This window comes from Janthinobacterium sp. BJB304 (assembly GCF_002735765.1).
In the GTDB taxonomy this organism is placed as follows: domain Bacteria; phylum Pseudomonadota; class Gammaproteobacteria; order Burkholderiales; family Burkholderiaceae_D; genus Janthinobacterium.
This window is the reverse complement of the sequence record NZ_PDZN01000013.1, coordinates 1-22,489: the sequence shown is the minus strand read 5'-3', so window position 1 is coordinate 22,489 and position 22,489 is coordinate 1. Positions and strand designations below refer to the sequence as shown.

Annotated in this window: 20 protein-coding genes and 2 tRNA genes; 12 read left to right on the top strand and 10 right to left on the bottom strand. The window is 55.4% G+C overall.

Annotated elements, in window-relative coordinates; translation table 11 throughout:
• Positions 1 to 282 precede the first annotated feature (282 nt).
• The 3 genes from CSQ95_RS16320 to CSQ95_RS16310 all read right to left on the bottom strand — a co-directional run bounded on the left by CSQ95_RS16320 (position 283) and on the right by CSQ95_RS16310 (position 4,089).
• The gene (locus CSQ95_RS16320) at positions 283 to 732 is read right to left on the bottom strand and encodes a hypothetical protein (RefSeq protein ID WP_070218194.1); all 450 of its coding nucleotides are present in this window, start codon (positions 730 to 732) and stop codon (positions 283 to 285) included.
• A gap of 259 nt (positions 733 to 991) precedes the next feature.
• The gene (locus CSQ95_RS16315; RefSeq protein ID WP_070218193.1) at positions 992 to 1,651 is read right to left on the bottom strand and encodes an FxDxF family PEP-CTERM protein; all 660 of its coding nucleotides are present in this window, start codon (positions 1,649 to 1,651) and stop codon (positions 992 to 994) included.
• A gap of 329 nt (positions 1,652 to 1,980) precedes the next feature.
• Positions 1,981 to 4,089: a TonB-dependent siderophore receptor gene (locus tag CSQ95_RS16310; protein ID WP_099410263.1), complete on the bottom strand. Its 2,109-nt coding sequence runs from the start codon at positions 4,087 to 4,089 to the stop codon at positions 1,981 to 1,983.
• Positions 4,090 to 4,371: 282 nt separating this feature from the next.
• On the opposite strand from CSQ95_RS16310, the gene CSQ95_RS16305 reads away from it, so the two are divergent.
• Positions 4,372 to 4,818 (top strand): response regulator, encoded by a 447-nt coding sequence (locus tag CSQ95_RS16305; protein ID WP_180279075.1) that lies wholly within the window; start codon positions 4,372 to 4,374, stop codon positions 4,816 to 4,818.
• A 28-nt stretch (positions 4,819 to 4,846) separates the two neighbouring features.
• On the opposite strand, the gene CSQ95_RS16300 is transcribed toward CSQ95_RS16305, so the two are convergent.
• The 6 genes from CSQ95_RS16300 to CSQ95_RS16275 form a co-directional block, all read right to left on the bottom strand.
• Positions 4,847 to 5,143 (bottom strand): addiction module antidote protein, encoded by a 297-nt coding sequence (locus tag CSQ95_RS16300; RefSeq protein ID WP_099410261.1) that lies wholly within the window; start codon positions 5,141 to 5,143, stop codon positions 4,847 to 4,849.
• Complete coding sequence (locus tag CSQ95_RS16295) at positions 5,143 to 5,442, bottom strand: type II toxin-antitoxin system RelE/ParE family toxin (protein ID WP_099410349.1); 300 nt, start codon at positions 5,440 to 5,442, stop codon at positions 5,143 to 5,145. Before CSQ95_RS16295 ends, CSQ95_RS16300 begins: the two co-directional genes overlap by 1 nt.
• Before the next feature lie 203 nt (positions 5,443 to 5,645).
• A tRNA-His gene (locus CSQ95_RS16290) sits at positions 5,646 to 5,721 on the bottom strand.
• 133 nt (positions 5,722 to 5,854) lie between these two features.
• Positions 5,855 to 6,700: a glutamate racemase gene (murI, locus tag CSQ95_RS16285; RefSeq protein WP_099410260.1), complete on the bottom strand. Its 846-nt coding sequence runs from the start codon at positions 6,698 to 6,700 to the stop codon at positions 5,855 to 5,857.
• A 66-nt stretch (positions 6,701 to 6,766) separates the two neighbouring features.
• A complete protein-coding gene (locus CSQ95_RS16280) occupies positions 6,767 to 8,308 on the bottom strand; it encodes a fumarate hydratase (protein WP_070218188.1) in 1,542 nt (513 codons plus the stop codon).
• Positions 8,309 to 8,379: 71 nt separating this feature from the next.
• Positions 8,380 to 8,994, bottom strand: coding sequence for a YqhA family protein (locus CSQ95_RS16275; protein WP_070218187.1), 615 nt, complete (start codon positions 8,992 to 8,994; stop codon positions 8,380 to 8,382).
• 294 nt (positions 8,995 to 9,288) lie between these two features.
• Between CSQ95_RS16275 and acs the strand changes: the two genes are divergently transcribed.
• The 9 genes from acs to CSQ95_RS16230 all read left to right on the top strand — a co-directional run bounded on the left by acs (position 9,289) and on the right by CSQ95_RS16230 (position 18,662).
• The gene (gene acs, locus CSQ95_RS16270) at positions 9,289 to 11,295 is read left to right on the top strand and encodes an acetate--CoA ligase (RefSeq protein ID WP_099410259.1); all 2,007 of its coding nucleotides are present in this window, start codon (positions 9,289 to 9,291) and stop codon (positions 11,293 to 11,295) included.
• Positions 11,296 to 11,479: 184 nt separating this feature from the next.
• A tRNA-Ser gene (locus CSQ95_RS16265) sits at positions 11,480 to 11,570 on the top strand.
• A 231-nt stretch (positions 11,571 to 11,801) separates the two neighbouring features.
• Entirely contained in the window at positions 11,802 to 13,112 is a 1,311-nt protein-coding gene (locus CSQ95_RS16260) for an integrase arm-type DNA-binding domain-containing protein (RefSeq protein WP_099410258.1), read from the top strand.
• On the top strand, positions 13,105 to 13,743 hold the full coding sequence (locus CSQ95_RS16255) for a DUF4102 domain-containing protein (protein WP_160309316.1): 639 nt from the start codon (positions 13,105 to 13,107) through the stop codon (positions 13,741 to 13,743). Before CSQ95_RS16260 ends, CSQ95_RS16255 begins: the two co-directional genes overlap by 8 nt.
• Positions 13,744 to 14,742: 999 nt before the next feature.
• A complete protein-coding gene (locus tag CSQ95_RS16250; RefSeq protein WP_099410257.1) occupies positions 14,743 to 15,609 on the top strand; it encodes a phage integrase N-terminal domain-containing protein in 867 nt (288 codons plus the stop codon).
• A gap of 129 nt (positions 15,610 to 15,738) precedes the next feature.
• Positions 15,739 to 15,939, top strand: a complete 201-nt coding sequence (locus tag CSQ95_RS16245; RefSeq protein ID WP_034760447.1) for an AlpA family transcriptional regulator — start codon at positions 15,739 to 15,741, stop codon at positions 15,937 to 15,939.
• A gap of 271 nt (positions 15,940 to 16,210) precedes the next feature.
• Entirely contained in the window at positions 16,211 to 16,552 is a 342-nt protein-coding gene (locus CSQ95_RS16240) for a hypothetical protein (protein ID WP_143449989.1), read from the top strand.
• Positions 16,553 to 17,004: 452 nt separating this feature from the next.
• Positions 17,005 to 18,132: an ImmA/IrrE family metallo-endopeptidase gene (locus CSQ95_RS16235; protein ID WP_257218075.1), complete on the top strand. Its 1,128-nt coding sequence runs from the start codon at positions 17,005 to 17,007 to the stop codon at positions 18,130 to 18,132.
• A gap of 14 nt (positions 18,133 to 18,146) precedes the next feature.
• Positions 18,147 to 18,662, top strand: coding sequence for a DUF4411 family protein (locus CSQ95_RS16230; protein WP_099410254.1), 516 nt, complete (start codon positions 18,147 to 18,149; stop codon positions 18,660 to 18,662).
• A 252-nt stretch (positions 18,663 to 18,914) separates the two neighbouring features.
• Here CSQ95_RS16230 and CSQ95_RS16225 read toward each other — a convergent pair whose 3' ends face one another.
• The gene (locus tag CSQ95_RS16225; protein ID WP_099410253.1) at positions 18,915 to 19,076 is read right to left on the bottom strand and encodes an AlpA family transcriptional regulator; all 162 of its coding nucleotides are present in this window, start codon (positions 19,074 to 19,076) and stop codon (positions 18,915 to 18,917) included.
• Between the two features lie 923 nt (positions 19,077 to 19,999).
• Between CSQ95_RS16225 and CSQ95_RS29175 the strand changes: the two genes are divergently transcribed.
• Positions 20,000 to 20,962: a retron St85 family effector protein gene (locus CSQ95_RS29175; protein WP_143449988.1), complete on the top strand. Its 963-nt coding sequence runs from the start codon at positions 20,000 to 20,002 to the stop codon at positions 20,960 to 20,962.
• Positions 20,959 to 21,906 carry a retron St85 family RNA-directed DNA polymerase gene (locus CSQ95_RS16220; protein WP_099410252.1) on the top strand — a complete coding sequence of 316 codons (948 nt, stop codon included), beginning with the start codon at positions 20,959 to 20,961 and terminating at the stop codon, positions 21,904 to 21,906. Before CSQ95_RS29175 ends, CSQ95_RS16220 begins: the two co-directional genes overlap by 4 nt.
• Positions 21,907 to 22,489 lie beyond the last annotated feature (583 nt).

Sequence of the window (22,489 nt, the reverse complement as noted above, 5' to 3'; positions counted from 1 at the left end):
TGTGAGGTGGGTTGTCAGGCTTTCATCATAGGTCGAATAAATGCTCTCGGGCATCGGATGAATGTCCGCCACGATGTAGGACAACACCTCGTCCCTGAGGCCCCGCCTCGCTCTCCGGCGGCCTAAGTAACCCCCAATAAATTATTGCGATTTCTGACTTCTATAACCGGCGCTCTGCGGTGTTGCCCACTGCTAGCAGTGCTCGCACTGCGTCGCAGCGGGCGCCTTGCATAGCATCCGGTTCTATTCGTCATAACTTCACAATAATTTCCTGAGGATTACTTAGCGGTTTTTCCAGCGCAGCACCGGCTCTTCCGGCGCCGTGTCCGGCACGTTCGAAATCGCCAGCCAGTGCGTCAGGCGTTCCGGATGCTTGAGATTGATGCCCATGCCATCGATGATGCCGACCTGTTCCAGCATGCGCGCGTCGATCTTCGCCTTCGACACCGTGGGGGCTCCCATGACCATGCGGTCATATGCCTTGCGCGCCTTGTGTTCCCATTTGTGCAGATTGCTTTCGTCGAAGCGGTTCGCTTCGAAGTACACGGTCAGGGTGCCGTCGAGGTTGCCGAAGCCGACAATGCCCGCGCCTTTGCGGATGGTGGTGGTGTTGTTGATGTCGAATTCCGCCGTGGGCACGAAAATGCCGGCGCGGCCATCGATGTCGGGACGTCCCACGGGTGTTTCCTTGCCGTAGGAGCTCGTTTCGGTAATGGTTTTTTCTGCAGACATGGTGCGTGTGTGGTGGCCGTGCCGGGAGCGCAATCGGGTCCGGCAGCGCCAGTCATCCTGTTCAAAAAATGCGTGCTGATGATCAGGGCGGGGTAGGGGCCCTGGCGGAGCGATGCTTGGCATTGCTTGATACCCCGCTATTGTAGCGCCAATTTAATTCTTTTGGGCAACATTTAATGCGGCAGTGCACGCTTCTTCGGACGTGAAAAAGCCGCCCGGCCAAACGGCGGGACGGCTGTTGCGCGGCGCCTGTCCGGACTCAGGCGGCTGTCTTGCGGCGTGCCATGAAACCCAGCAAGCCCAGGCCCAGCAGCATCATGGCGTAGGTCTCAGGTTCCGGCACGGCGGCCGTCACCGAGACGTTGTCCAGGTAGGAACCATAGGTCGGTGCGGAGACGGGGCCGATCGATTCGAAACGCAGCAGGCTCGACGAGCCGAGTGCGGTCACGTTCTGGCTGTAGGTTTGCCACACGCCGCTCGTGTTGCCGATCAATGCCGTTGGCGTCAGCAGGGTCGAACCCCAGTAGACATTCATCAGGCTGTTCGCGCCGCCCGCCGTATCGGGACGACCCGAGTAGGCAAACGACAGCGCATAGGTGCTGCCGGCCGTGGTGGCGATCGCTTGCGATACCGACGTCAGGCGGTCCGTATTGAGTTCCAGGTATTGCGTGCCGCTGGCGGCGACGGGGTTGAATCCGCCTTGGCCGCCTTGCGTGGCGCCTTTCTGGATTTCAAAGGCCGAATTGCCGCTGGCCGATGAAGTCCAGCCTGTCACGCTGCTGAGCGGGGCCCAGGCTGAGGCGATGACATTGTTTTCGAAACTGCCATTGACCACCAGTTCGGTCGCGGCGTTGGCGGCGCCAGCGGTGACCAGGGTGGCCAGTGCGGCGATCTTCAGGAGGGTGGCTGGCGTTTTCATGGGCTCTCGTTTGATTGATTAAAGGATAATTTGATTTCTTAAATGACATTTAAAGAATATCACCAAAACTCACAAAAAGAACACGTGCTCGCTAAAATTATTTGCAATTGTGAAATCATTTGTATCCATGTGGAAATTAATTTCCTCGATGAATGAATTGCTCTAGCGGTCCAGGGCGAACGCGACGTTGAACTTGCTTGCGTCACGGTATTTTTGTGACATCGGGACGTAAAAAAACCTGCATCGTAACAACAACGATGCAGGTTTTTTTCAGGTAACTGCCGTGCGTAGCGGCATATCGATTCGATAGGCACCTGCGTGCGCAGGCATCAGAACGCCAGGCGGCCCTGCAGGTAGACCATGCGCGGCGCGCCCACCAGCTTGCCCAGGTTGCCATCCGAGGTGCGCGTGAAGTAGCGCTTGTCGGCGAGGTTGTTGACGCCGGCGACCAGTTCCAGGCCCTTCTGGCCCGGCACTGTCCATTTCACTTGCGTGTTCCAGGTACGGAAGCCGGGAATCACGCCCAGGCTGCCGGCCGTGTTTTCCGCCACGGTATTCGCCTCGTCGGCGAACTGGCGGCTCTGATGGCTGCTCGACAAATCAACACCCCAGGCGCCCAGCTGATAGTGGACGCCGACGGTATCCGTGGTGCGCGAATAGAAGGGCACGTCGTTGCCCGCGTTCGCACCATCCTGCAAGGTCGCCTTGGTATAGGTGTAGGTGGCATAGGCGTTCAAGCCGGCCAGCGGGCCGGACTTGTCGAAGCGGTAGTCGACGGCCGTTTCCAGGCCGCGGTGGTGCGTGGCGCCCACATTGTAGAAGACGACGTTCTCGCCGCTGCCCACGGACTGGATCTGGTTGTCGAACTTGATGTTGAACAAGGTCGCTTCGGCCGACAGCTGGCTGCTCTTCCAGCGCGCGCCCAGCTCGGCTGTTTTCGCCAGTTCCGGCTGCAACGGATTCTTGCTCGACTGCGCATTGAGCTGCGTATTTTGCACGGCGCCAAACGAGCTGTTGTAGTTGCCGAACAGGGTCACGTTGTTATTGAGCAAGTAGGCGACGTTCAGCGAGGGCAGGGCCTTGTTGTTGAGCAGTTCGATCTTCTGGTCGACCGGCAAATGGTTGAAGCGTTCCGTCTTGATGTGTTCGTAGCGTACGCCCGGTGTGATGCGCCAGGCGTCGATGGCGATCTTGTCATCGATATACACGGCCTGCGCATCGGTGGCATTGTCGGCGAAGCGCGTCGGCTTTTGTTGCACGCCGCTGGCGATGACCACATTATAGATGGCCTCGTCGGCGCGCTCGGCCAGGTAGCGGTAGCCGACGGTGACGTCCTGCGAGACCTTGCCGGTGATAAAACGCTGCGTGTAGCGCGGCTCGATGGCTGTCGTTTCATAGTTGCGCGGCTGGTGGCCCAGGTTTTTTCCGCTGATCAAGGTGCTTTCGCGCGAGCTTTTGTTGTAGTAGGCGCGCACTTCGAATTCCTGCGTGTTCGACATGGCATTCAGGTAGCCGATGTCGAAGGCCTTGCGCTCGCCGCTCCAGAAGTCGGTGGGGCGCGTGTTCTGGAACGGGTCCTGCTTGTATTGCGCCGCGGTCAGGCCGCCCGGCGTGCGCGACGTCACGTCGTAGTAGGACAGCTTGCCGTACACCTCGTCCGTGGGGCTCAGGTCGTAGCGGAACTTCAGGGCGAAGTCGTTGACTTTTTCATCGCTGCCCACGCGCCAGTCGCTGCCGCGGATGTCCGAATACAGCACGGCCAGGCCCAGGCCGCTGTCGAGCTGGGTGCCGGCAAACACGCTGGCCTGCGTGTTGTGGCCCACTTCGCTGTACGTGTTGTAGCGCACCGTGGCGTCGCCCGTGATGCCTGGCGTGGTGGGCACGCGGCGCGTCTTGAAATTGATGATGCCGCCCACGTTTTGCGGGCCGAAGCGCACGGCGCCGCCGCCGCGCACCACGTCGACCGTCTCGACATTGGCCAGGCTGACGGGCGCGAACGACAGTTGCGGCTGGCCATACGGCGCCACCGACATCGGAATGCCGTCAAGTAACACCGTGCTGCGCGGCGAATAGCGCCCGGCCAGTCCGCGCACGCCGATGTTCAGCGAAATGGCGCTGCCGGCGCTGCCCGAATTGTCGCTGATCTGCACGCCGGGAATGCGGCGCATCACGTCGCTGAGGCTGGTCGCGCCCGAGTTTTCGATGTCATCCTTCTGCACCACGGTGCGGGCGCCCGCGAAATTCTTCGTGCTGGCGGCCATGCTGGTGCCCAGCAAGTTGCTGCTGACCTGAATCGACTCCAGGATGGGACCGGCATTGTCGGCGCTATTGGCGTCCTGCGCCTGCGCGGCAAGCGGGCGCCCAGGCAGGCGAGGGCGATGGCCAGCGCGCACGGGCGAAGCGAAAAGGGCAGTGTGACAGGTGTGGCAGCCATGCATGGATCTCCGTAATGACAATGTTTGCGCGGGCAATCGGGCGGCGCGACAACATCGTGGCGTGGACATCCGGCGCAAGGGGATAAGAATGATAATGATTCTCATTTTATCCGTCAATTGCGCAAACTGCGTAGGATGAGCTTTGCCTGGAGAAAGGCGGGAAGTGTTGCTGGCGCGGTACAGGGAGGAGTTTGGATTGCTGCTTGGCACCATTGCTGGGGTGCGGCGGCATTCTGCGTGCTCTTGTATACTGCCGCTTTTGCAGCCGTCAGACGTGAACGTACAATGAGCCAGACAACTGAAACGACACCAGGCGATTCCTCCGTGGAACGCCGCCAGGGCGACCAACCGGCAAGTGCTGCGCGCAAATTGAATCTGCTGGTGGTCGACGACAACCAGGAAGTGGGCGAATCGCTGGCCATGCTGCTCGAAGCGCTGGGCCACCATGCGGTGGTGGTGCGCAACTGGCAGATGGCCATCGAGCAAGTCAAGCTGTGCGTGCCCGATGCCGTCTACCTCGACATCGAAATGCCCGGCATCAGCGGCATCGAAATCGGCCGCCGCCTGCATCACAATCCCGAAACGGCCAACGCCGTGCTGATCGCCGTCACCGGCCACAGCCTGCCCATGTACATGGACGACGCGCTGGCCGTGGGCTTCCGCCACTTCCTCGTCAAGCCCGTGCGTCTGGACGACCTAGCGACGACGGTGCAGTCGGTGCTGGCGGGATAGGTTTTCCCTTGCCCTGGTGGATGAGGGATCAAGTGTCCAGCGCTGCGGCGCGGAATTGCAAACCGAGTGCATGCGTCACCTTCAAAATGGTGTCGAAGCTCGGATTGCCTTCGCCGGACAGCGCCTTGTACAAACTTTCCCGTCCCAATCCCGTGTCTTTGGCAAGTTGCGTCATGCCACGCGCCTTGGCAATATTGCCAAGCGCTTTGACGATGAAGGATGCGTCGTCGCCAGCTTCTTCCAGGCAAGCTTCAAAGTAGGCGACGATATCCTCTTCGGTTTTGAGGTGCTGTGCGCTATCCCACTTGTTGAGCTTTTGTGCCATCAGACCTCCTGGAGTGTTTGCGCGAGCTGCTGCGCCGTTTTGATATCTTTCGCTTGCGTTGATTTGTCGCCGCCAGCGAGAAGGATGATTATTTCCATGCCACGCTGGATGAAATAAACACGGTAACCGGGGCCACAATCAATTCGCATTTCCGAAACACCGCCACCGACAGGCTTGCAATCGCCGAAGTTGCCATCTTCGGCACGATCGATACGAGCCTGAATGCGGAAAAAAGCTTTCCGATCCTTCAGCTTGCTGAACCAGTCATCGAACGTGGCGGTGGTATGGATGCTTTTCACATATACCAGTGTATTCTTTGGGATACGGAAAATCAAGCGTATGCATCAAGTTTGACTGCCGCGCGCAGGCTGGCTTTGTTAGCTGATGCGTTTGCCTGGCATGCTGCGCAGGCGAGGGCTGCAGCTGCCTCATGCATGTGCGCGGAAATGAAAAAAGGGTTACAAGCCGAAGCATGTAACCCTTTTATTTACCGCTAATTCTGTGGGGTGGCTGATGGGGCTCGAACCCACGACAACAGGAATCACAATCCTGGACTCTACCAACTGAGCTACAGCCACCACTGTCTTACTTGCCTGTTTAGCTGTTTTGCTGAACAGGTGCCGAATTATACAAAGAACTCGGCAAAGTGGCAAATCTAAATGCAGTCTTTTTTCAAGAATCGAAAGATTGCATGAAAACGCCTGTTTTGGCTCACACGGACAGGTGCGCGACGGGCGGCTGCAAGTCCAGCAAGCCGGCGAAGGCTTGCGCCAGGGATTCGACCTTGGCCGTCGTGTAGCCTTGCAGCTGGGGCGCATCGTTGTTGATGCGGCGCAAGCTTGCCGCGTCGAGCAAACGGGCCAGCTGGCGCGCCACGGCGTCGCCCGTGTCCACCAGCGTGATCGTTTCCTGCGTATGCGCGCGTACCGTGCGTACGATGGCGTCCTGCACGAAGGGGTAGTGCGTGCAGCCGAGCACCAGGGTGTCGACGCCTTGTTCCAGCATGGGGGCGATGTAGCGCTCCAGCATGGCGCTGGTGGCGTCGAACGGGTCGTGGCCCAGTTCGCACTGCTCGATGCGGTCGGCCAGGCCGATGCAGGGCTGCAAGATGAACGTGGCGCCCGTGGCTGCGCTCACCTGCTCGCGCAGGGCCAGCAGCTTGTCGCCGCGCAAGGCACGTTCCGTTGCCAGCACGGCGATCTTGCCGTTGCGGCTGATGCTGGCCGCCGGCTTCAGGCCCGGCTCGACGCCGACGATGGGCAGGTCGGGATAGCGCGCGCGCAGCGCCTTGATGGCGGCGATGGTGGCCGTGTTGCACGCCACCACCAGTGCCTTGGCGCCTTGTTGCAACAAGAAGGCGGTGATCGCCAGCGAACGGTCGATCACTTGCTGTTCCGTCTTGTCGCCATATGGCGCGTAGGCGGAATCGGCAAAGTAAATCAAATCTTCCTGTGGCAGCTGCGCGCGGATATGGCGCAGCACCGACAGGCCGCCCACGCCGGAGTCAAAAATGCCGATGGGCGCGTCTGGGCGGGCAGTGCTTGCAATAGAAGTCATATAAAGCCGAAGAAGATAAAAAAACGCCGCGCTGTGTTGCCGCGCGGCGTCTATGGTAGAGCTTGTTTAAGCGACCGTCACGGGAATCTTGCTGACGCTATTGAGTTGCTCGATCTTCGCCTGCCACTCTTTCGGGCCCGTGTTGTGCACCGACGTGCCCTTCGCATCGACGGCCACCGTCACCGGCATGTCGACCACATCGAATTCGTAGATCGCTTCCATGCCCATGTCGGCAAAGCCCAGCACCTTGGCGTGCTTGATGGCTTTCGACACCAGGTAGGCGGCGCCGCCCACGGCCATCAGGTAAGCCGACTGGTGCTTCTGGATCGATTCGATGGCGACCGGGCCACGTTCGGCCTTGCCGATCATGGCGATCAGGCCCGTCTTTTCCAGCATCATGTCGGTGAACTTGTCCATGCGCGTGGCGGTCGTCGGACCGGCCGGGCCGACGGCTTCGTCGCGCACCGGATCGACGGGACCCACGTAGTAGATCACGCGGTTTTTAAAATCGACCGGCAATTCTTCGCCACGGGCCAGCATGTCCTGGATGCGTTTGTGGGCGGCGTCGCGGCCCGTCAGCATCTTGCCGTTCAACAGCAAGGTCTGGCCCGGCGTCCACGAAGCGACTTCTTCTTTCGTCAGGGTGTTCAGGTCGACGCGCTTGGATTTTTCCGTGTCCGGCGTCCAGTGCACTTCCGGCCACGACGACAGCGATGGCGGCGTCATGTAGGCCGGGCCGGAGCCGTCCAGCACGAAGTGGCCGTGGCGCGTGGCGGCGCAGTTCGGGATCATGGCGACCGGCTTCGACGCGGCGTGCGTCGGGTGCATCATGATTTTCACGTCGAGCACGGTCGTCAGGCCGCCCAGGCCTTGCGCGCCGATGCCCAGCGAGTTGATCTTGTCGCACAGCTCGATGCGCAGTTCTTCCAGCTTGTTCTGCGGGCCGCGTTGTTTCAGCTCGAACATGTCGATGTCTTCCATCAACACCTCTTTTGCCATCAGCATGGCTTTCTCGGCCGTGCCGCCGATGCCGATGCCCAGCATGCCGGGCGGGCACCAGCCGGCGCCCATGGTCGGCACGGTTTTCATGACCCAGTCCACCAGCGAATCGGACGGGTTCATCATGATCATCTTCGATTTGTTTTCCGAGCCGCCGCCCTTGGCAGCGACTTTCACGTCGACGGTATTGCCTTCGACCAGTTCCATGTGCACCACGGCTGGCGTGTTGTCCTTGGTGTTCTTGCGGTCGAAATGCGGGTCGGCCACGATGGAGGCGCGCAGCTTGTTGTCGTCGAAGTTGTACGCGCGGCGCACGCCTTCGTTGACGGCGTCGGTGACGGTGCCGCTGAAACCTTCGAAGCGCACGCCCATGCCGATTTTCAGGAAGACGTTGACGATACCCGTGTCCTGGCAGATAGGACGCTTGCCTTCCGCGCACATGCGCGAGTTGGTCAGGATTTGCGCGATCGCATCCTTTGCCGCCGGGCTTTGCTCGGCCGCGTAGGCGCGCGCCAGGTGCTCGATGTAATCAGCAGGGTGGTAGTAGCTAATGTACTGCAACGCTGCGGCGACGGATTCGATCAGGTCTTCTTGCTTTATGACAGTCATGGTGTTCTCGCGGTGGATAAGAAGGGTAAGACTTTGATGCTGTTTGCTAATCAGTATGGGAGCGCCAGAACTTAGTGGGGCGCCCTGGCTTGGTTCTGCGTCACGGTCATGATGCGGTCCGTGTACGCAATCGCCATGGCCGACAGGATGAAGACCATGTGGATCACCGTTTGCGCGATGATGACTTCGATCTTGTACGAGTTGGCGTTGATAAACGTCTTCAGCAGGTGGATGGACGAGATGCCGATGATGGCCATCGCCAGCTTCGTCTTCAGCACGGATGCATTCACATGCGACAGCCATTCCGGCTGGTCCGGATGGTCGTCGAGGTGCATGCGCGACACGAAAGTTTCGTAGCCGCCGATGATGACCATGATCAACAGATTCGAGATCATGACCACGTCGATCAGGCCCAAGACCACCAGCATGATGGTCGCTTCATTGAGCTTGGTCGGCAGGGCGCCGCCCGGTACGGCCACGGCCGTCAAGACGTGCTGCAGGGCCGCGTCATTGCCGAACACGGCGCCGATCAGGTCCGACAGTTCCACCCAGAAATGAAATACGTACACGCATTGGGCAAGTATCAAACCCAGGTACAGCGGCAGCTGCAGCCAGCGCGACATGAAGATGAAGGCGGACAGGGGATGCAGTTTGCTATGTTTGGGTTTTTGTGAATGGTCGATCATCTGGAGTTTCCTGGGGGTAAATACCAATTTTTGGTATGCCCGACATTTTACACTTGCTGCTGATCACTGCGCATGCCCTCGATTTGGATTCTTGGCCTTGATGAAACGCAAAGCGAGCTCATCTAATTGACTTGTTATCAGTTTTTCCATCCAGAATGCTGGGCGGCGCACCCTTGACGCCCGTCGCCTGTGGCGATTATGGTTAGAATGGATCGGGGAAAACGCCGGCTGTAAGGCGTCCGTAAGACAGCAGGAATATTGTGTTAGCAAACAATTACTACACTGGAGACTAGCATGGCCGCTATAGAGAACCAAGGGCAGGGCACTGAGCAGCAGGGACCGGAAGAGTCGCGCGTATTTGAACCGTCGGCAGCGTTTGCCGCACAGGCAACGATTTCCGGCATGGACGCCTACCGCGCCATGGTGGCCGATGCCGAACGCGACTACGAAGGCTTCTGGGCCAAGCTGGCGCGCGAGAACCTGAGCTGGAAAAAGCCGTTCACCCGCACCCTGAACGAAGACAACGCCCCGTTCTACAAATGGTTCGAAGACGGCCAGCTGAACGTGTCCTACAACTGCCTGGACCGCAACATCGAAAATGGCCTGGGCGACAAGACAGCCATCATCTTCGAAGCGGACGACGGCACCGTTACCAAGGCAACCTATAAAGAACTGCACGAAAAAGTCTGCAAGTTCGCCAACGGCCTGAAATCCAAAGGCATCGCCAAGGGCGACCGCGTCATCATCTATATGTCCATGTCCGTCGAAGGCGTGGCCGCCATGCAAGCCTGCGCGCGCATCGGCGCCACCCATTCCGTCGTGTTCGGCGGCTTCTCGGCCAAGTCTTTGCAGGAACGCATCATCGACGCGGGTGCCGTGGCCGTCATCACGGGCGACGAGCAATTGCGCGGCGGCAAAAAGCTGCCACTGAAATCCATCGTCGACGAAGCGCTGGCGCTGGGCGGCTGCGACTCCGTGAAAAACGTCATCGTGTATCAACGCACGGGCAGCGACCTGCCGATGGTGGCCGGCCGCGACACCTGGCTGCACGATTTGGTCGAAGGCCAGTCGGCACAATGTGAGCCGGAATGGGTCGATGCCGAGCATCCACTGTTTATCTTGTACACCTCCGGTTCGACGGGCACGCCGAAGGGCGTGCAGCATTCGAGCGGCGGCTACCTGCTGTGGGCCGCGCTGACGATGAAATGGAGTTTCGACATCAAGCCCGACGACGTGTTCTGGTGCACGGCCGACATCGGCTGGGTGACGGGCCACAGCTACATCGCGTACGGGCCGATGGCCGTGGGCGCCACGCAAGTGGTGTTCGAAGGCATCCCGACCTACCCGAACGCGGGCCGTTTCTGGGAAACCATCAAGAAGCACAACGTCAGCATCTTCTACACGGCGCCAACGGCCATCCGTTCGCTGATCAAGGCGGCCGACGTGGACCCGAAAGTCCATCCAAGCAACTACGACCTGACGAGCTTACGCCTGCTGGGCACGGTCGGCGAGCCGATCAATCCGGAAGCGTGGATGTGGTACTACAAGAATATCGGCGGCGAGAAATGCCCGATCGTCGATACCTTCTGGCAAACGGAAACGGGTGGCCACATGATCACGCCATTGCCGGGCGCCACGCCGATGGTCCCCGGTTCCTGCACCCTGCCATTGCCGGGCATCATGGCCGCCATCGTCGACGAAGCGGGCCAGGACGTGCCGAACGGCCAGGGCGGTATCCTGGTCGTAAAACGCCCATGGCCATCGATGATCCGCACGATCTGGAACAACCCCGAGCGTTTCAAGTCCAGCTATTTCCCGGAAGAACTGGGCGGCAAGATGTACCTGGCAGGCGACGGCGCCATCCGCAACAAGGACACCGGCTACTTCACCATCACGGGCCGCATCGATGACGTGCTGAACGTGTCGGGCCACCGCATGGGCACGATGGAAATCGAATCGGCGCTGGTGGCCAACCCGCTGGTGGCCGAGGCTGCCGTGGTGGGCCGTCCGGACGACACGACAGGCGAATCGATCTGCGCCTTCGTGGTGCTGAAGCAGGCGCGTCCGACAGGCGAGGAAGCCAAGAAGCTGGCCCTGGAGCTGCGCAACTGGGTCGGCAAGGAAATCGGCCCGATCGCGAAACCGAAGGAAATCCGTTTCGGCGACAACCTGCCAAAAACCCGCTCCGGCAAAATCATGCGCCGCCTGCTGCGCGTGCTGGCCAAGGGCGAGACGATCACGCAAGACGTGTCGACCCTGGAAAACCCGGCGATTCTGGAGCAGTTGAAGGAAGCGTCGTAATGAAAGGTAGGTTCCTACGGGGGCCGACCACGGCCTCTGTTGGGCTGCTGCTTGTCGTTGCTAGCTTTAACTTTTACCCCACGGTAAATAACTTTGGCAGTCCGTAGAATCTTTGCTATAATCTGCGGCTTCGCGACAAGCGAGAAATAGTACGCAATGCGAGCAAGTCGACGCATTGCCTGCAGGAGAGGTGGATGAGTGGTTGAAGTCGCACGCCTGGAAAGCGTGTATAGGTTCATAGCCTATCGGGGGTTCGAATCCCCCTCTCTCCGCCACGGATAGTAATTAAGTAAGATCAGGACGTCTCAGGAAGTCCTTCAAAAACCGCTTAGATCATTGATTCTAAGCGGTTTTTTCGTTTTTCGGCGTCTCGAAATGTGCCAAGACGTTTCAGTACGTCTAACTTTTTTGAGGGAAAGCGCCGGACCGGATTCCCCCATCCTTGACTACCATTCCCGCATAACTGTCCTATAGTGGTTTCAGACGCATTTGCGAAGGAGGCCACCATGGCAAAGCTCATCGTACCGCTGTCCGAACTCCAGGTCAAAAACGCCAAACCAAAGGATAAACCATACAAGCTATCCGACGGCGGCGGCCTGTTCGTGGAAGTCATGCCGAGCGGGTCTCGCATCTGGCGCTGGAAGTTTCGCCAGGCCAACGGTAAGGAGAACGCACTGACGTTTGGTCCTTATCCGGAAATTACGTTGCAGGATGCGCGTGAAAAGCGCTTGGCAGCGCGGCGCCTGATGCTGCAAGGGATCGACCCGGCCAAGCATCGCGACGACGCCAAACGGCTGTTGAAAGAGCGCGCCGCCAATACTTTTGAAAAAATCGCCCGCGAGTGGCATGCCAACAGGGTTCCGACCTGGAGCGAGCGCACCGCCAAGAACGTCCTGCAACGGCTGGAGGCAGATATCTTCCCTGCCATTGGCCGCAAGCCCATCGATGAACTCAAGCACCTCGATGTGATCGCCGCACTGCGCAAGATCGAGGAGCGCGGCGCAAGCGAAATCGCACATCGCCAGAAAGCGGTATGCGCGACAATTTTCAGCTACGCAATTCAATGCGGATTCACAGAGCGCAATCTGGTCACCGATATGAAGGATGTGTTGAAGACCGTCCGCGCCGGACACTTCGCCGCTATTGAAACCGATGAACTGCCGCAGTTCCTGGCCATTCTGGACCGCAACGAAGCGCGCATGTTCGCGCCGACGCGAATTGCGCTACGGCTGATGCTGCTGTGCTTTGTGCGCACCAGCGAGTTGATCGAGACGCCCTGGAGTGAAATCGACCTGGAGCGCGGCGAGTGGATCATTCCATGGCAGCGCATGAAGCGCGGCAAGCTGACCGTCAATCCTGACATGACCAACCATCACGTCTGCCTGTCGCGCCAGGCGCTTGAGCTGCTGCGCGAATTGCACGCGATCACGGGCCGCAGCAAGTACCTGTTCCCGAATCAGCGCGACCACGAAAAGCCGATCAGCAATAACACGATACTGGTGGCGCTTGGACGCATGGGATACAAGGGCAAGATGACCGGCCATGGCTTCCGGGCGCTGGCCATGAGCACCATCAAGGAGCGCCTGGGCTACCGGCATGAAGTCGTGGACCGGCAGCTGGCACATGCACCGAAGGATAAGGTGGCCAGCGCCTATGACCGCGCCCAGTTCCTGGCGGAGCGGCGCCGGATGATGCAGGATTGGGCCGACTATATCGATGCCGTCAGCGGCAAGGGAGCGCCGTCGCAGACGCCAAGATTAACGCTGGTCAGTGGCGAATTCAGCCGGGATGGCGGAACAGGAGGGCACCATGTCTAAGTATGTATTGCGCCTCACGGATGAGCTTATCAAGCAAGCTGCTCCGAAGGACAAAATATACAAACTATTCGATGGGGCTGGTCTGTACATCGCAGTGCAGCCCAGCGGCAGCAAGGTCTGGCGCATGAAGTATCTCCAGCAAAGCGGTGGCGAAAGCGTTCTGACTTTTGGCCGGTACCCTGAAGTTTCCATTGCCAAAGCGAGAGAACACAGGCTTGCAGCGCATCAGCTGCTGGAGCAGCAGCAGGACCCGCACACAGAATTCAATCGAGAAAAACTGCATCCACTGCCAAAGCCTATTCCAATCGACGAAATATTCGATGAGCCGGAGTGGGGCCATGTGCAGACCAGTATTCGGCGGGCGACCCTGCTCGCTATCCGTCACCTCGAAACCGCCTTATTTCCGGCATTGCAGCGCATTTCCATCAGTGAAGCACAGCACAGTATCCAGCAAGCAGCCATTCGGCAAATTGAACAGGCTGGTTTGCAGGTCGTCTCCCGTCAGCTGGAGGGTGTCGCGACGGCGCTCGCTGCCAGTTATTTACGTAACGGTATGAGCATGGACCAATTGGTTAGTGCGATGAAGGAGTCAAGGAGGCGGGTACGTCGCCAGGGCGACAACATGCAGTAGCTATCGGAGTCTTTGACCGGGTCCCAATTCTGCGTACTACGAAAAGCGCACTTGACGAAACGAACCACTTGCAAACGTCGATATCAGGCATAGAATGAAGCTCTCTTATGTGGGAATCGCTCCCACGAGGGCATGCTTCGAGCATGTCCCTATGCTTAGCGGCATAGGCGTTGCGGTCGTTACCCGCCACCATGATACATAGCAGTTTCTGCTAGATATATCGCCGGGCCATGCAGAAGCATGCACATCTCGGCACGATAAAGCGCTGCCTTCAGCGTCTTCATATCCCACAATCCGCAAGACGGATTGCCTGGATGATTGCGCCCGGTGGGCGCTTCCTCAAACAGGAGCAAGACTCCTGCCCTGATTGGTTCGCATGCCCCACGAGGTAGCGCACCGTATGAAGCACAGCATGGCTTTGCCGCAAGCCGCACCGTCAGCAGAAATGCCTGCGATGCGATGCCATTGTGGCTGCCGCCAGCGCATGTGCTTCAGAGTCGCCAGTATCGTCACCGCGAGTGCAATGCTGGCTTATATGCCGTCACATGCCATGGCTGCGTGCGCGCGTCGTTACTGGCGGGGTGCTGCCAGTGACGACGTGCCGCCGACGGCATAGGCCCAGGCGGCCAGTACAGAGCGTCCGCGTGACGGTGCTCAGTGACGAGGCCAGATGCCTCTCTATCGCAGGCTAGCCTTGCGATTTCCTTCGCCCGCTACGGGCTGATTAGTTGAAGTTGATCCGTGCACGATGTGCACTCCATGGACCCTGGGTGATTGGTCCCCGCTGCGGCGGCTTCCTCCGGGAGCGCGCAGCGGTGCCACACGCGCATGCGGCGCGGGCAGGCAGTAACAGCAACCGCATACACGGGAGTGGTGTCCCGAGGCCCTTGATTCAACCTTTTCTGCTGAGGCAGTGAAGGTGGCCAGAAACACTTACCAGGCAGGATTACACCACGCAACATCGATGTAGAAACCCAAGATCGAAGGGATGACTTTGCCATGCGCGACTTGAACTACCAGCTCAAGCAACTGTGTCACCGCAACCGGGATGGCAGTTTTGCGACGCAGGCCGACCGCGAGCGCTTATTAAACCTGTGTGCCAACGACCTGGCGGAGCGGGGCTTCCAGCATATGAGCGTGGACAGTCTGAAACCAAAGCATGTGGCGGCGCTGCTCGACAAGTGGAAGCAGGATGGCGTCAGTACCGGAACGATCAAGAATCGCATGAGCGCCCTGCGCTGGTGGGCCGAGAAGATCGGCAAGGAAAACATCATTGCGCGCACCAACGGCGAATACGGCATCGCGGAGCGGGTGTTTGTCACCAACGTCTCGAAGGCGAAGGTGCTGGACGCCGATACGCTTGCCCGCGTGAGCGACCCGTATTCGCGCATGTCCTTGCAGCTGCAGGCGGCGTTTGGTTTGCGGCGCGAGGAAAGCATCAAGATCAAGCCGGGATGGGCCGATGGCGGGAATATTCTGCGGCTGCAGGATAGCTGGACCAAGGGCGGCAAATACCGGGAGGTGCCGATTGCCACCATGCAGCAGCGCGCCGTGCTGGAAGCGGCGAAGGCGTTGGCGGGAAAAGGCAGCTTGATTCCGGCGCAGTTGCGGTATCGGGACCAGTTGAACCGCTTTCGGGCGCAGTGCGACAAGGCGGGCCTCCATGGCGTGCATGGGCTGCGCCATGAGTACGCGCAGCGGCGCTATGCCGAGTTGACTGGCCGACCTTGTCCAGCTTGTGGCGGTGCGACGTCCAGACAGCTGGATGCGTCGCAAAAATTGGTGGATAACGCTGCGCGGCTGAAGATTTCGACGGAGATGGGGCATGGGCGTGAACAGGTCACTTCCATCTATCTGGGTAGATGAGTGGCCACTTGTCTCAGGCGCATGGAATAGAAGAGATGCAGAAGGGGCAGCCCTGGTGCTGCCGGAACTATCGCGGAGAGTCGGCATGACTCTCCATTGTTTGCTGTTCATCAATCGAAGGAGAATCTTATGACCACGACTAAAAAATTCCTCCGCTTGCCTGCGGTAATCGAGGCCACCGGCTGGTCCCGCGCCACAATCTGGCGCAAGGTGAAGGCAGGTGTGTTGCCAGCGCCTATTCCTATCGGACCCAAGTCTATCGCGTGGGACGCGGAAGAGATCGCTCAATGGCAGCAGCGCTGTATTGACGCCAGGCGTGGAGTCGCTTGAGTGGGAGTTAATAGTGGCCCCACCCTGTAAGGCGTCACGGGGTGGGCCTACCGGCCCTCTCCAAATTGTCCAACTGCTGCCGCTGCGCGGCAGCCCCGCGCGCCTGCTGCGCGCGTCCGTGGTTCTAGTTAGGTATTGACTGAGCATGCTTTTACGGCGGCCAGTGCATCAGTCTGTGTCCAAATGGCAGACCTGACCCTGGCGGTTCTGGTGATTTCGGAGCCGCCGCTCAGTTGCTCGTAAGATGCTAGATGAGGGCCAGGACCCGCGCATGGAATTCAATGTAGCTCACATGCGCCCGCCAAAGCCGCTTCGACGAAGCCGCCCGCTCCCTCCAGTCGTGAATGTTAGAAAAGTGGAGCGTTGCGCAAGCCATGTCGGCATGCAGGCGCTGGCCTTCCCAGCGCTGAGCCGCGTTCCCACCGATGAAAGAGTGCGAATCGACATGCTGGCCATGTTGGAGAAAGTCCAGAAAGAGCGCGCCGCCGAGGTGATTGACGTGCTGTATGACTACTGCGCCGATATCATCTTCGCCTGCCTTGAGTTGGGTATGGATGAAGATGATTTGATCGAGGCCATGAGGGATGCCAGGGTGGCGCAGCGACGGAGATGAGTGGGCCGTTGCCGTGATATTTCTTAAAAAATGCCAGTGCTTTTTGCCGTAATCTGCCTCGCTGGTAGATTATCTTCTAGCTGAAATTCCTTTTGATATATTGTGTTAGGGGAAACGTTGACATTGACAGTGTCTTACGACGATTGAACTGCAGTCGGCAATGGGGCTGGATCCGAGGGGTGTCAGGTCGTGATAATTAGTGAGTTTTTTTGATGAGAAATTTGCTATTGTTGACGGACATTATTTCGGCGCTACACATTACAGCTGCACGGGCCGTAGTTGGACCGTTAGTAAGAAGAATTCAAGGCTTGATTGAAGACACTGCATGCTTTCCCGTCGTCTCAGTTTGTCAATGTTCAGTGTATACTGGTGCTACTCTCTAATGACACAACCAACTTCCCATGCTACAGCTTAACCCTGAAATTATGCGATGGGCCAGAGAGACAGCGGGCATGAGTCTAGACAAGGCTGCGGTCGCACTACACCTTGGAGGTAAGCGCAAGAGTGGGGTGGAAGTCTTATCCTCCTACGAGGACGGCAGCATTGAGCCAACCCGTGCTGTTCTATTAAAGATGTCAAGGGCCTACAAACGTCCTTTGTTGACATTCTATCTACCGAAGCCGCCGGTTAAGGCAGAGCGTGGTGAAGACTTCAGAACTCTGCCAGATGATCGCCGCCTTGAAGATGCCGCCTCAGTCGATGCATTAATTCGCGATGTGCATGTACGTCAAAGACTGGTACGCGCTGCGCTTGATGACTCTGAGGAGGCCCAGCTGCTTCCGTTCGTAGGATCGCTTCGAATGGAGCAAGGTGTCCCCGCGGTTGCGCAACGCATGCGGGATCTTACCGGATTTAATCTTCAACAGTTCCGAAAAAGACGGTCGGTGAGTGAAGCCTTTAACTATGCGAGAGCCCTTGTTGAACAGACAGGAATTTTCGTAATGTTGATCGGTAACCTTGGAAGTCATCATTCCAATCTTAGTGCTCAAGTGTTTCGGGGGTTTGCACTTTCCGACGAGATCGCGCCGTTCATAATTATCAACGACCAAGATGCCCCATCGGCATGGGCTTTCACGTTATTGCACGAATTCGCCCATGTTTTGTTGGGGCTCACTGGCATTAGTGGAGGCGGATATGAGCAAAAGGTTGAACGATTTTGTAACGACGTTGCGAGCCAAGTTCTACTACCTGGAGATGAGTTAAATGCTTGGCGTCCTGTCTACGGAGAACCTAATAGCTTGGTGGCGGAGATCAATAATTTTGCGTCTAGTAGAAAAATTAGCCGTAGCTTAGTTGCTTATCGTATGTACCTTTCTGGCAGCATAGATGAAGCGACTTGGCAGCTACTCAGTAAGACGTTCCAAGATATGTGGCTAAAAGAAAAGTCCATCCAGAAAGACAAAGCTCGCGCGTCAGAAAGTGGTCCGTCCTACTACGTCGTAAAACGCCATCGTGTAGGAGGTGCCTTGGTTGATATGGTGCGTCGAACACTTGCTGAAGGAACGCTTACGCCAACGAAGGCCGGCAAAGTTTTAGGTGTTAAACCAATAAATGTCGAGCCTTTGCTCGCTAATGCTTGATCTTGAGGTAGTCGATGCTCTATCTGCTAGATGCTAACGTTTTGATCACCGCACAGAATCAATATTACGCTGCGGACATGGTGCCGGAATATTGGGACTGGCTTATACATATGAGTATGAAGGGTGCTGTCAAAATGCCTTTAGAGACATTTGATGAGGTTGCTGAAGGAGCTAAAGGGCGTAAAGACGCTCTAAGTGCTTGGATCAGCCAAGCACATGTAGAGAACGCTCTTGTATTAGATGAGGAGGCTGACCCGTCAATTGTGCAGTCTGTTCTCGCTAAGGCCTATGCTCCAGACCTCAACGATACCGAAGTTGAGCAAATCGGCCAAGATCCCTTTCTAATCGCTTACGCCTACACTGACAGACCCCGAAGATGCGTTGTGTCAAATGAAACAGCTAAACCAAAGTCAACTCGCGCGAACCGCAAGGTACCTAACGCTTGCGATGACGTAGGAGTACAGTGTTGTGACACTTTCAGCATGCTCCGCAGGCTTGGGTTCACAACTGGCTGGCGCAAAGCAGCGTAGGTTTCTTTCGAATCATTGCATTAATGCCGCTCCGCTGCAGCAAAGGCTGGGATCATCACCAATATCCGTTTCCGGGGAAATTGCAGATCATTTGGTGTGACATAAGGGATATTTTCAGTTTCGTGCTGTTCAGGTCCATTGTTTGCTGGCGCGATTAATGTTTGTCGGATTGTCGGTTGTTGAGGATGGAGTGGCCACAGGTCTGCTGGTCTCGATACACGCTTGCATCCAACGTAGCACCTCGCTTCTGAGTCAGGCAGAAGAACGTCCCTGCAACTTGATAGGGGCAGGGAAGGTGCCTTCCTTTATCTTCGCATAAACGCTGCTGCGCGACTTGCCGCATGTTGCCAGTACTTCGCCCATGCGAGGTTCAACGCGGCGCTCTTTCAGGTATTCGTCTGTCGCTGGTTTCATGGCGTCCCCTTTTGTGAACCAAAAAATGCCAGCGGCAACACCGAGGCGAATGGCATATGCCGCAGGCCTTGCTCTGCTTCCGATTCGCCCGTCGTGGAAACGCTCTCGCAATCATTATTCCGAAAACACGTATCCAGTATCGAATGCTTGAATCATTGGTGCAACAAGAATCGGCCTGCCATGCCACTTGGAAATGCGAAGCCATTTGAAAAGAAGCGCGTTATTGCGGTGTATTACTCGTACAGCAGACTATGAAAATTTGTTGTTGACATTGACCAAGATCGGTACATACGCATGTCAAATGTTCCCATTTTGACGCTGTCTATTACCGTTGATCTCCCGTGCTAGTTTCGACCTACATTCCTACTAAATTCCTGCTAAATCTGCTCTCGTAGCTGCATAAAAATGGTTTGCTCGAAGTGTTACCCGACGATTTAAGGATTCAGTCGCTGCACAGAGCGGGGCAGGATAGGCGAAGTTAGCTAACCTTCGGTTGGCTAACTTCGCACCTGCTTATTCGCACCTGCGATGCTCAGTGGTCCCCTGGCTTGTGACGCTAGGTATGGTGTCCCATGTGTGTGGTTATGCACGACCGTGCTTTTGCTGGTCACCGAGGGAGCAGTTTCAGCTTAGACCCCGATCCCTGCGTTTTTTACGAAGAGGGATAAGACTTTACTGTATGAAAGTCAAATTAAAGAAACTGCAAACCTTTCCTTGACAGCAAGTGTAACAACATTGATAATTAATTGTTCTTCACGCGAATGTGGTTACGAAAGTATCCGTAACTTAGTCGGGCGGTTAGCCAGACTCTATATGATTGTGGCGACATGAGCCGCAGCGGCATTTTACGGCCCTACGCTCGCTCACGCTCGACTCCGATCCGCAAAATGCCGCTGCGGCTTTTCTAGGTGTAGAACCCATAAATGCAAGAAATTATTGAAGATCCTCGACAGAATTTGTTAGAAAAAATAAATCTCGAGAAAGCACGAGTAGAGTTTTCTGAATCCCACATTGTTTTACTTTGTGGAGGGAAGGTTCGATTTAAAGAGCGCCCTGATGATGATGAACCTATCCGATCTTCTTTAAGGCACGCAATAACCCATGCTCCCCCAGAATTTGAAACTTTTCGCCCAGAAGATATAACCGACTGGCACGTGGATGGTTTATTCAAAAATCTAATGAACTTTGAGCAAGAGCTCGCTGGAATTTGCTCTTTGGTTGTTATTGCACTTGAGAGTGCTGGTTCTATTGCCGAACTAGGTGCGTTCTCACAACTTCCTGACTTAAGTGAAAAAATTGTCGCAATTAAATCGCGAGATTTTGAGACTGATGCTAATTTAGCTTCTTTTATAAACTTAGGAATATTACGCTTTTTAAGAGAAAATAAAAATTCATCTGTTAGAAATTACCCATGGAACATTTCTGCTCCCCATGCTATAGAAGATGAAGTAGTAAAAGATGTGTTATTTGATATTTCTGAAATATTGTCGGAAATCCCAAAAACATCAATTTTCAATCCAAATCTTACAACTCATGTTGCTGCTTTATTGTGCGAGTTAACGACAATTTTTGCGGCGGTGCGAGAAAGTGAATTTTCGGCCTATTTAGATTTTTTTGATATAAAAATTTCACGTGATGATTTGCGTCGTAAATTATTTCTTTTGGAAAGATTTGGTCTATTGAAAAAAGAAGTGTATAGCGATTCTACGTTTTTCATGGTAGGTAGAAGCAAATTTCATAGACTTAGGCTGGCTTCAAAAGATGCAGCTATTCGAATTGATTCCACACGTGTGAATATGGAGTGCTTACAATTCTATAAAACTGATTCTAAACAGAGAAATCGTCAGCGCGCTATCTCCCAAGCATCCAAGGGAGTACAACGATGAAGTATTCATTACCTCAGTTGCTTCAAGAAAATATAGGACTTCATCCTTCGCAGTTTGAACGTCTAATTAGACGTGCTCCAGATACCTATAAACATTACACAATAAAAAAGCGCACAGGAGGAGATCGTTGGATCGCTCAGCCTGCAAAAGAAACGAAATATATTCAACATTGGCTAATAGATAATATTTTTTTGAAATTCCCTGTTCATCGCTGTGCAATGGCGTATAAGGCTGGAACAAGTATAGCTATTAACGCCGCAGCACATTCGAAAAATTCATATCTGGCTAAATTTGACTTTAGTAATTTTTTCAACTCAATAAAATATCATAATGTGAATGATTTTTTGAGTTTGTTATTGGGGGATAGTTTTTCCCCTGATGATATTGATAATATGGCGAGAGTATCTTGTGTTCGTGAGCCAGATTTTGGTCTATGCCTGAGTGTTGGAGCGCCAAGTTCGCCCTTGTTATCGAATGCTATTTTGTATGAATTTGATTCTCGCATAGAATATTGGTGTCAAGAACGCTCTATTACATATACTCGATATGCTGATGATTTAACTTTTTCGACAAATGAAAAAGGGGCTTGTTCTGAAATCCATAAATTTCTAGTCGATTCTTTAATTGATTTTGATTGTCCAGTGCTTCGATTGAATGATAAGAAAACTATTCATTCGTCAAAGCGATTCCAGAGGCGAGTGACTGGATTAATTATAAACAATGATGGAATGGTTTCTTTGGGGCGAGGGCGAAAAAGAGAAATTTCAGCAATGATACATAAGTTTCGATGTAAAGATTTGGCTGAGAGTGAATCTTATCGTTTGCAGGGGCTTCTTGGTTTTGCTCGTGATGCTGAACCTTCTTTTGTAGAAAGCATGAATAAAAAATATGGCAATGAAATTTTGTCTTCTATTTATTCTTTGAGGAAGCCAAAGGAGTCATAAAGTATTTTTAATTAATGAAATTTCTTGGGATGCAAGAAATTCCTATAGGAATGAAATTAAATTTTTGGCAAGTTATTCTTCGCAAGGGAATGGTTCGGGATATTCTTCAATCTACCATTCGTCGAAATTAGCCATTCATGCTGGATGCCAGCCATGATTTGAATCCCCCTCTCAAAGAAAAAGCTACCTTTGGGTAGCTTTTTCTTTTTTCGTCTATACGCGGAGAGAAGCACTTCGTTCCTCAGGCGCAGGGCAGTGCGCTTCGAATCGACCAACTGCTGTCGCTGCGCTGAAGCCCAGCGCATTAGTGGTTCTAATCAATTTTGTGAATGAGCATGCTTTTACGGCGCCTAGCGTATCAGTTCGTGTCCAAATGGCAGACCTGACCCTGCGTCCTTCGCAGCATGAGCGACGCAACTGCCGAGACAACGCTGACGATGCCAGCTATCAAGAATGTGATCTTGCCCCCGTATAACCAGACACAGCCAATCGTTTAGTTAGCGCCGCTTTCCTGAGCCCGGCGCGCCAGCTCCCTCCTGTACATGCGAGGTGATTTCAAATTCAACGACGAGTGAGGATGCAC